This window comes from Methanoregula sp. (genome assembly GCF_049686655.1).
Lineage (GTDB): Archaea > Halobacteriota > Methanomicrobia > Methanomicrobiales > Methanospirillaceae > Methanoregula.
Genome location: NZ_JBAVIG010000020.1, coordinates 1 through 8,495 on the forward strand (window position 1 = coordinate 1; position 8,495 = coordinate 8,495).

At 54.1% G+C, this 8,495-nt stretch carries 9 protein-coding genes; 5 read left to right on the forward strand and 4 right to left on the reverse strand.

The window, feature by feature from the left end:
• Positions 1–215: 215 nt before the first annotated feature.
• On the reverse strand, positions 216–1,832 hold the full coding sequence (locus WBL42_RS02690) for a zinc-ribbon domain-containing protein (RefSeq protein WP_424719725.1): 1,617 nt from the start codon (positions 1,830–1,832) through the stop codon (positions 216–218).
• 168 nt (positions 1,833–2,000) lie between these two features.
• Complete coding sequence (locus tag WBL42_RS02695) at positions 2,001–2,450, reverse strand: hypothetical protein (protein ID WP_424719726.1); 450 nt, start codon at positions 2,448–2,450, stop codon at positions 2,001–2,003.
• A 117-nt stretch (positions 2,451–2,567) separates the two neighbouring features.
• Between WBL42_RS02695 and WBL42_RS02700 the strand changes: the two genes are divergently transcribed.
• Together WBL42_RS02700 and WBL42_RS02705 are read left to right on the forward strand one after the other, a co-directional pair.
• Entirely contained in the window at positions 2,568–3,194 is a 627-nt protein-coding gene (locus WBL42_RS02700; RefSeq protein ID WP_424719727.1) for a hypothetical protein, read from the forward strand.
• Positions 3,195–3,265: 71 nt separating this feature from the next.
• Positions 3,266–3,736 (forward strand): hypothetical protein, encoded by a 471-nt coding sequence (locus WBL42_RS02705; RefSeq protein ID WP_424719728.1) that lies wholly within the window; start codon positions 3,266–3,268, stop codon positions 3,734–3,736.
• 90 nt (positions 3,737–3,826) lie between these two features.
• Here WBL42_RS02705 and WBL42_RS02710 read toward each other — a convergent pair whose 3' ends face one another.
• On the reverse strand, positions 3,827–4,411 hold the full coding sequence (locus WBL42_RS02710; protein WP_424719729.1) for a YIP1 family protein: 585 nt from the start codon (positions 4,409–4,411) through the stop codon (positions 3,827–3,829).
• A 341-nt stretch (positions 4,412–4,752) separates the two neighbouring features.
• On the opposite strand from WBL42_RS02710, the gene WBL42_RS02715 reads away from it, so the two are divergent.
• Positions 4,753–5,031, forward strand: coding sequence for a hypothetical protein (locus tag WBL42_RS02715; RefSeq protein ID WP_424026785.1), 279 nt, complete (start codon positions 4,753–4,755; stop codon positions 5,029–5,031).
• A 507-nt stretch (positions 5,032–5,538) separates the two neighbouring features.
• Positions 5,539–6,177 carry a hypothetical protein gene (locus tag WBL42_RS02720; protein WP_424719730.1) on the forward strand — a complete coding sequence of 213 codons (639 nt, stop codon included), beginning with the start codon at positions 5,539–5,541 and terminating at the stop codon, positions 6,175–6,177.
• A gap of 49 nt (positions 6,178–6,226) precedes the next feature.
• Here the strand turns inward: WBL42_RS02720 and WBL42_RS02725 are convergent, their stop codons facing one another.
• Positions 6,227–6,535: a MerR family transcriptional regulator gene (locus WBL42_RS02725; protein ID WP_424719731.1), complete on the reverse strand. Its 309-nt coding sequence runs from the start codon at positions 6,533–6,535 to the stop codon at positions 6,227–6,229.
• Positions 6,536–6,711: 176 nt separating this feature from the next.
• On the opposite strand from WBL42_RS02725, the gene WBL42_RS02730 reads away from it, so the two are divergent.
• Positions 6,712–8,130 carry an MFS transporter gene (locus tag WBL42_RS02730; protein ID WP_424719732.1) on the forward strand — a complete coding sequence of 473 codons (1,419 nt, stop codon included), beginning with the start codon at positions 6,712–6,714 and terminating at the stop codon, positions 8,128–8,130.
• The last annotated feature ends 365 nt before the right edge of the window (positions 8,131–8,495 follow it).

Here is an 8,495-nt window from a genome sequence, read left to right on the forward strand (position 1 = left end):
CCGTGACAGAAAGCAGGAGGGCGAGTGCCGTTTTAGAGAACTATCAGGAGAGTACCCGGTTCAAAACCTGTGATGACCCGGGGCACGATGCCGGGGGGCCTTAGTGGGGTTCCGGGAGGAAAACGTACAGGAGTCGTCATGATGTATCCGGATAATTGTACGGATACCGGGGAAAAAATTATGGTCAACCGTACGGACCGTATCGGATCAGGAAATCAGGTGGTGGTGGCTACAGGGGCAGTGGTTTTCGCCGTTGTTACGACAGCAGTCGGGGGGGCAGCCGTTGTATTTCCGGCATTTGCGGTTGTTGCCGGGACAGTGCCAGCCGGGTTGCCTGATATTGCCGTGCCGGTAGTAGCATCTGCCGATACCGTCACTTTCCCATTTGCATCGCTGGTAGTACCGCTGGTAATGAGTTTGCCGTTCTTGTAGATCTCAACGGTAAGAGTATGCTTTGAGCTGTCCTGTTTTGCGAAGCTTGCCTGGACCACACCGGTGGCGTTGACGATCTCTTCTACCCGGTCACCGGACAATGTTAACTTCTGCAGATCAGACAACACACCGTAACTGCCCGTCCAGCCGCCGATGTAACTTATATGGACCCAAACACCGGTCTGAGGGATGTCCGGAGCCTGGGTCGCTATTACAGTAATGGATGCGACACCGGTATTGGTCAGCACCCCGGTGGTGGATGCACTGCTGCCTGTGCTGCCGGACGAGCTGGAAGCACTGGTGCCGGACGAGCCGGTTGTCCCGGATGATTCTGCGCCGTTCCCGCTGGTCACCATCGGGTATACAAATACTGCACCGATGACAAGGGCAACAATCACGACAAGAACAACAAATCCGGCGATCAGGGTTTTCTTTCCGGGCATCATGCTTCCCCGGCGTTTCTTCTGGGGAGATGGTGCTGCAGGGGCTTTTGCCGGGGGTACACCCTGCTTCCGGGGGGATAAGATGCCGGCAAGGAATCCTTTCTTTTCCGGTTTGCGGGCAGCTTGCCGTGATAACGGGACCGGAGCAGGGGCCTGTTCACGTTCATCGTCCCATCCAAGCGACTGCGGGGGGGGTACATCTCTAGGAATGGTCCTGACGGTTTCAGCCGTTGCCCGGCCGGAAGGAGCCGGTTGCGGCACCGGCGCTGCGGTCTGCCGGGGGGCGGGTTGTCGCGGTAAACCGGCAGGAACGACAATCGGCGAACCGCACTTGTTGCAGAATGCGGAGTCAGCGGAGACCTTGTTCCCGCAGCGGGTACAGAACACCATCTCTCCCGTGGCTGGTGCTGCTGGAGTCGGGGCAGCCTGAGCCGGCGAACGTGCCTGAACCGGGGATTCAGGGGCAGTCTCGATGATCTTCTTTATAGGGTGGACTCCGTCGATCATCATCTTTGGCTGGGTTCTTTGGGGGCTCTGGGCATAAGGGGCCGCGGGTCCCGGCTGGCGCTGTGCCGGGTCGGCTCCCGGGATCACTTTCCGGATCACATGTTCAAAAGACGTAGATGTGCTTTCCCGGATCAACCGGGCCCATTCATCCCGCTCACGGATCCGGTTCCCGCCTTCCTGCCGGGAGAAGGTGAGGATCATCTGGCGCGTCTCACCGGTCTTTGCCATGATCGAGATAGTAAGGGTCAGGTCACGGATTGCATTCTCCCCGGTCTCCACATCCCTGACTGTTGCAAGAGGGATCTCTTTTGGAGGCAGGAGGTTCTTAGCCCGGTCGACAAGGATGATACGCCGGTTCGTAAGGATACCTTCAAACGGGATTGACTTGACGTGGACCCCTTGCGTCCTCATGAGAACTTTTTCGTCATTTGGGATTTCTGGATCGACCATGATACCACCGCATCTTTTCTGTTCGGTAGTGGTTGTCTCTTGCATGTGAAAAAGATATTTATCCAGAGATTATCCTCTCACCGCCGGAGGCCCCCCCAATACATTGCATTATGCGTCCCTGTGATCAGCGGGACTGAAGATATTTTTTTTAGTTCCTGTTGTCCCGGGTCATTTGACAAAAATAACCGAATCCGGTAATGCCCCGTGCTGGGCAAGCAGTGCCCTGAACTGCTGCGAAGCAAGCATCTCTGTTTTTATCTCGGAGGAGATGGTAATACCGCACTCCTTTGCGGAAGGGGAGTCGGGTACACAGCTGCAGAGATCGCCGGCGAGTCCCTTGTCGAAGACAAACTTGACAATATGGTTCTGCAGGAATGTCAGCTCAGTCATCATCTGCGGTCCGGGGATATCCATCGCGGCAAACGTGAACCGGATCACGTCCTCGAGCGGATGGGGGAACCCCTCGACGGAGAGCTTGATGAAACATTCGACTTCGAACCGCTCATTTTCCACTTTCTTGATCGCCGAGTGCTCGATGCTCATCATGAGGACCCGGTCGGCAGGGATCAGGTGGATGTGGTGATCCTTGTCAAGCATGGCAATGCTGGTGATCGGCATATCGTATCTCCTTTGCACAATGTTCTGCTGCCCGGATGATAGCGCTTGTGGATGGAAACGGTAGTCCGGCTGCTGCATCCACCAACAATTTAAATCGCCTCTTCCATGCTGTACGGTATGGAATATGGGTATCGTGGGTTCTTCCTGATGATTCTCTGCGTCCTGGTACTGTCAGGATCTGCCGGGTGTCTCTCCGGCGTATTCGGCCCGGCCCCGTCACCCGGCCAGCCTGCCACGGTCCCGCCATCACTAACTCCGGGTACCAACGCGACGATTGCTGATCTGGCTTTGCAATCTTCAGACCTTCCATCGGATTATATCCTGCGGGACCGATCGATGGTCGGCTATGGTGGGATCAGCCAGCTGGACCACGACCTTGGCTGGCAGCAGGGATACCAGGTCTCGTACTACCGGCTTGACAAGAAACACAACGACATGACCGATGTCAGCCAGCTGATCAGCACCTATACCCCGGACAACATCAATGCGGTCTACCGGATCAAACGGGATGCGCTTATACCGGCCGGCTATAACGCTAGCGGTTACCAGGTCCCCTTCCCAATCATTGGGGACCAGAGCGTGGCATGGAGAGAGACTGCGGGCAGTTCGCAGGACGACATCATATCATACAGCGTGATCTTCGTGAAGAACAACGTCTTTGAGCAGATCACCATGGAAGGCACGACTACGGATTACGAAATGCTCAAGACCATAGCACAAACTGCTGCCGGCCGTATCACCTGATCCTGAAGACCTGCACCGTCTCATTTTTTTACTCTTGATTCCGGATAGTACTGCTTACGAGGACTCTTTGAATGGTATTCTCCTGCCGACAGTGCGGCACCTGCTGCATGTACCTGGGCGATTATATTGTGATCGAAAAACAGATCGGCCCATTCTCATTTGAGTGCGAATCCGTCTCTACCGGCACACCGTTTGTTGCGGTAATCGATGAGGACAAACGGGAGATCTTCTCCGATCATTCCTTTCCCGACCAGCACCCCCACGCCTGCAGGTTTCTCCGGCCGGATAGTGGCCTGATCCGCTGTACCATCCACCGCGACAGTCCTGCGCAGTGCAAGTACTACCGCTGCGTAGTAATGCGGATCGCAGATCCTGGCGGAAAACAGCTCGGCTATGTAACCGGCAATCTCTCACTCCATGCGGACGATCCCGTTCTGAGGGCCGTCTGGGAGGAGGCAGAACGTGCAATCCCCAGCTGCAATCCCGATGCAGAGCGCCTGTACCAGCACACCCTGGAGGCGCACGGGTACCGGGTCGAATAATACGGTTGGCTGGAATCACCCTTTTTTCCACTACATGATTTGAACAGAGTATCGTACCGGCCAGGTCCTGGCCGGTAGCATTAAAAAAGATCAGAAAATAGCGGGAGGCGCAACCGGCACGGCCTGTGATGACATTGCGACGAAGAGGTACATCGCGATGATGATAAGGATAATGAGCGGGACCATGACGGCAATAATCATGACGACAAGCGCCCTTCCGCTGCTGATATCCTGAAGCTCGCGGATCCCCAGTATCATAAGAACGATCGACCAGAGATCGAATATAATTCCGATGAGCGGGATCCAGTGGAGCAGGAACGAGGGAGTCAATCCGTACGTGATCGCTTTGAATGTCCCGGATATAGCTTTGCTGCCGCCGGCAAGGCAAATAAGGATATGGACCCAGACCGTGAAGAGCAGGAGGATAATCAAGCCTCCGATAAGTACGCCGACAAACAGCACTACTGGCAGGAGGTGGCCAAAAATTGGTGGCACTACCATAGGAAATACCATTGATTCCAGGAGGGATACGATCGCCGTCATGATCGCATCAAAGAGCAGGAGTGGGATGAGGTATGCCAGTACCGTGCGGGCTTCATCGGCCCTGGACTGCCGGAAGGTCTCGACCGGGTTGACAATGAACCCCCTGGCCTTTGCGATGATTGCATTTAACACAGATGATGCATGATACCGGGTTATATATAATTACGCTGGTTTTGCCTGCCGTACCGGAAGATATTGTCGTGGAGAGGGTGAATCCTGCTACGTTTGTGCCACATACTATCCTGGTGTCGCAGGGGAATCCTGGTTTACTCTCCTGCACCGGAGTTCCGTCGGTCCTGCCGATCAACACTCCCGAGCCGGGTGATCATGGTTTCTGTTCTTGAGGGAGGGTCAATTTCCCCTGCCCGGTTTTTATACATGGTTACTTCATCTCAAACAGCATATACTATCATGGTGATCTATTCCACGCGATCGGAAAACAGGTTATGTTTTCACTATCACCAGGGCGCACTATGACGACAATGAAAGAAATTTCCTTTGAAACCCCCGTAGCCTTTGTAGCAACTCCCACCCATCTCGATATTCTTGGTGCAGTTGCAAACAAACAGAGCTGCCACATAAGCCAGGTTGTTCAGATGCTGCATCCCACCCACAGCGAGAGCAGCGTCAGGTCCGGTGTCAGGGTCCTCCTCTCCAAGCGATATCTTGACGGCGGGAAGTCCAGCAGTGAAGTTATCCTCAGGCTCACATCGCGGGGCCGCTTACTCATCCAGCCAACCACCACCAGCTGATCTTTTTTTTCCCGAAAATGAGTTGCAGACGGGCAATGGTCCACATCTGCCGTGAATAGTGGAATATACATCCCCACGTAAGCAGAGAGCTATTCTGGCATACAGGAGTATACGTTTTTTATAAAACACCTCTGCATATTTCAATTACCCTGTCGGTTTTACTATCGGCCATTTCCTCAAGGTTTCCTGCAGGGACGATCAATAGCCCGCAGATCCGTCACTCATGCCGTGAAAATATTCCATTCACCGTTGAAGTTACTCCTGGGGGATTTTCTGAAGATAGCAACTTTTCTGCGATCCTGTGCAATGACAGCGGGGAGTACCTTACAGGAACCGGAAATTCCCTTGATTGTTACGTCAGGGTATCCGATTCATACCCTGTTTTGGGATTCATATATTACGTATTTTGCAATACGACCAAAACATTTTACCCGCAGACTATGATCGACTCATCATGAAACCTGCCCGTGTACTTGGAATACTCGTTATCATCCTTGCCCTGATCTTATGCGCCGGCTGTACCAGCTCACAACCTGCACCAGTGCCTGCAACTCCCGCCCCGGCGCCGCTGCAGGTGACCGCAACCATCGCAACGCCGCCACGGCCACTCCATATCCTGGTGCCCTTGTCCTGAACCAGCCGGCAACATTCGGGAACGCGGACAGGACCGGCACGGCAACAGTTTACAAGGCCATAGTATGGTCGTATTACAACTGGACATCCCCTTCGTTGAACAGCCCTCATTCACAGCTGCAGGCCGGCGTTCCGCTTGGTATCCAGAACGGGTACAATACCCAGGAACCTTCGGCAGGCAACGCATTCCTGATCGTCTATGTCCGGATTACCGATACAGGGACACTGGGCCTTGTTGCCCCGTCTCCCCGGCAGTTCACGGTGAACTATGACGGGAAGGACTATACGTACAGTTCCGTTGCCGGTTCCGACGTAAACGTCAGGAATATATATGTCCCGCAGTACGATTACGTGATCGGGACCGGTGGCGAGGCCGGGTATATCCTGCCGGGAGACAGTAACGCAGCGGACGGGTTCCTCATCTATGAGGTGCCGGCAACCATCGATCTTTCACGGGCGTCACTCGTGATTACGCTCGACGCAAACAACCGGGCTGCGTGGGCACTGGGGTAAGATCCAAAAAACTTTTTTGCGGGATTTTGTACGCGAGAATGCGGAATGCCTAACGGCCGGACAATTTCCGGAATGCATCGTCGAGTGTTTTTATCCGGGCATCCACTTTTTTTGCCGCGGCAGCCAGCGTGAAGCCGTCATCCAGCAATTCCTTTATCAGCATAATTTTCTTGATATTGAGGAAATTGTAGCGCCGTATAGTACCCTCGCCGCTATCCACCGAGGCAATGAACCCCTTCTCCTCCCAGTACCGGATCTGGCGCTGGGGAACCCCCGTTATCTCTGAAACCTCTCCAATCCCGACAATAAGCTTGCGCACCAGTTCAAGATCCGGTGATGACTGGCAGTCGTCGCTCATGGTATCAGTACATTGTAATCAATATACAATCTCAAAAACATTTCTCCAATAATTTTAAATAGATTACAATTATTATTTTTTACTGACAAAATTTGTAACTAATTTACAATATCCCACTGCACAGAACGGTAAGAACAACATTAACCTTCAGATCACATCACTAACGACACACGACCATGACATCCGCCCCTGATCCCATACGAGTCACTTCCACGGACAACGGTTATACGACCCGGTACATCATCCTCGCGATCGTCCTCGTCGGGATATTCATGTGCGTGCTGGATGTCCAGATAGTCGCGATTGCCCTTCCCACCATTATGCAGTCCCTGGGCTCCGGCATAGGCCAGGTCCAGTGGATTGCAACCGGTTACGTAATTACTGTCCTTGCTACGGTCCTGCTCTTCGGGTCGCTCTCCCATTCCGTTGGAAGCGGGAGACTCTTCAGGGCAGGACTCCTGCTCTTCACCCTCAGTTCCCTTGGCTGCGGGCTCTCGGTTACGATCCCGGAACTGATCCTCTTCCGGGTCCTGCAGGCGCTGGGAGCATCGATGCTGATGAGTGTCTGCATCGCAATCATCATGCAGGTCTTCCCGGCAGGAGAACGCGGCCGGGCAATGGGATATTATACGGCCGTGATCGCGCTCGGTCTGATCATCGGGCCGGCTGCCGGGGGGTTCATTGTCGACCTCATCGGCTGGCCGTTCATCTTCCTTGTCAACGTGCCGGTCGGCATTGTGCTCCTGTTCCTTACCGTCAGGTACCTGCCGGTCGGCCGGGACCTGCCAGCCTTCCGGCACCCCGATTATCCCGGGGCCCTCCTGCTTATCGGGCTGATGGCATCGCTTGCGATCGCACTGAACACGCTCTCGAACCCGCCGGTCCGTATTGAGTCCTTCGGGCTCTGGTCAGGCATCTGTTTCGTCCTCCTTATCGCATTTGTCGCACGCGAGCAATCTGTGGACAACCCGATCCTCCCGATCGCAATCTTCCGGAAACGGTCATTTGTCCTGCCTGCCGCCAGCCTGATCCTGTACCTGACTGCAACCTTCCTCCTGCTCACAATCCAGCCGTTCTATTTCGAGTACGTAATGGGTCTCCGGCCGTCGCACATCGGCCTTATCGCCCTGATCCTGCCACTCTCGATGCTGATAGCCTCCCCCCTCTTCGGCTGGCTGTACGACCGGTACCGTTCTTCCCGGTATCCTGTGACCGGCCTTACACTCATGGGCATCGCATTCCTCGGGTGCGGCGCTGCATTCACCGGAATGGATATCGGATTTATCCTCGGCTTATTTGTCGTCGCCGGGATCTCCCGTTCTGTCTACCAGGGCCCAAACAGCATCGAGATCATGGCGTCGCTTCCGACGGCACTGCATGGTATCGGCTCGAGCCTGATCACGGCCCTCCAGTATCTTGGCATCATGTTTGGGATCTCCATTGCAACCTTCCTCATGACTGCCCAGCTGGACTGGGCAGGCTATGCCGGGCTGACCGGCGCCGGCCCGGGCCTGCTTGCGGTTATCTTCGGGAACTGCATGTACGTCGCTGGCATCATCTGCCTTGCCGGGGCGGTGTGTGAATATAAGGTATAAACGAATATTGTTGCCTGAAGTGGCAACATAAAACGTTGAACTTTTTTAAAAGATTCCGATTGGGGATACCATAATTCCCGAATCGTCAAAACAGGTAAAGAGAACTGAAGGCAGCTCAAAAAATTAAAAAAATCGCGTGTTGACGCCCAGGTCGGGTGCATTTTTTCCGGGTCGGAATTCTCTGTTTTCCAACCTTCTTTTGTCAAAATCGAACCTCCTAGGGTTCTGATCACAAGATCAACGCGATCAACAATAAAGGTATGTAATCCGTTTCCGGGATTATATCTGTAATGTCTCAACATAGAGCGCGCGCAGGTCGGTGAGAGGATCTGGGGAACGTAGCATAACAGCACACATACTACCTG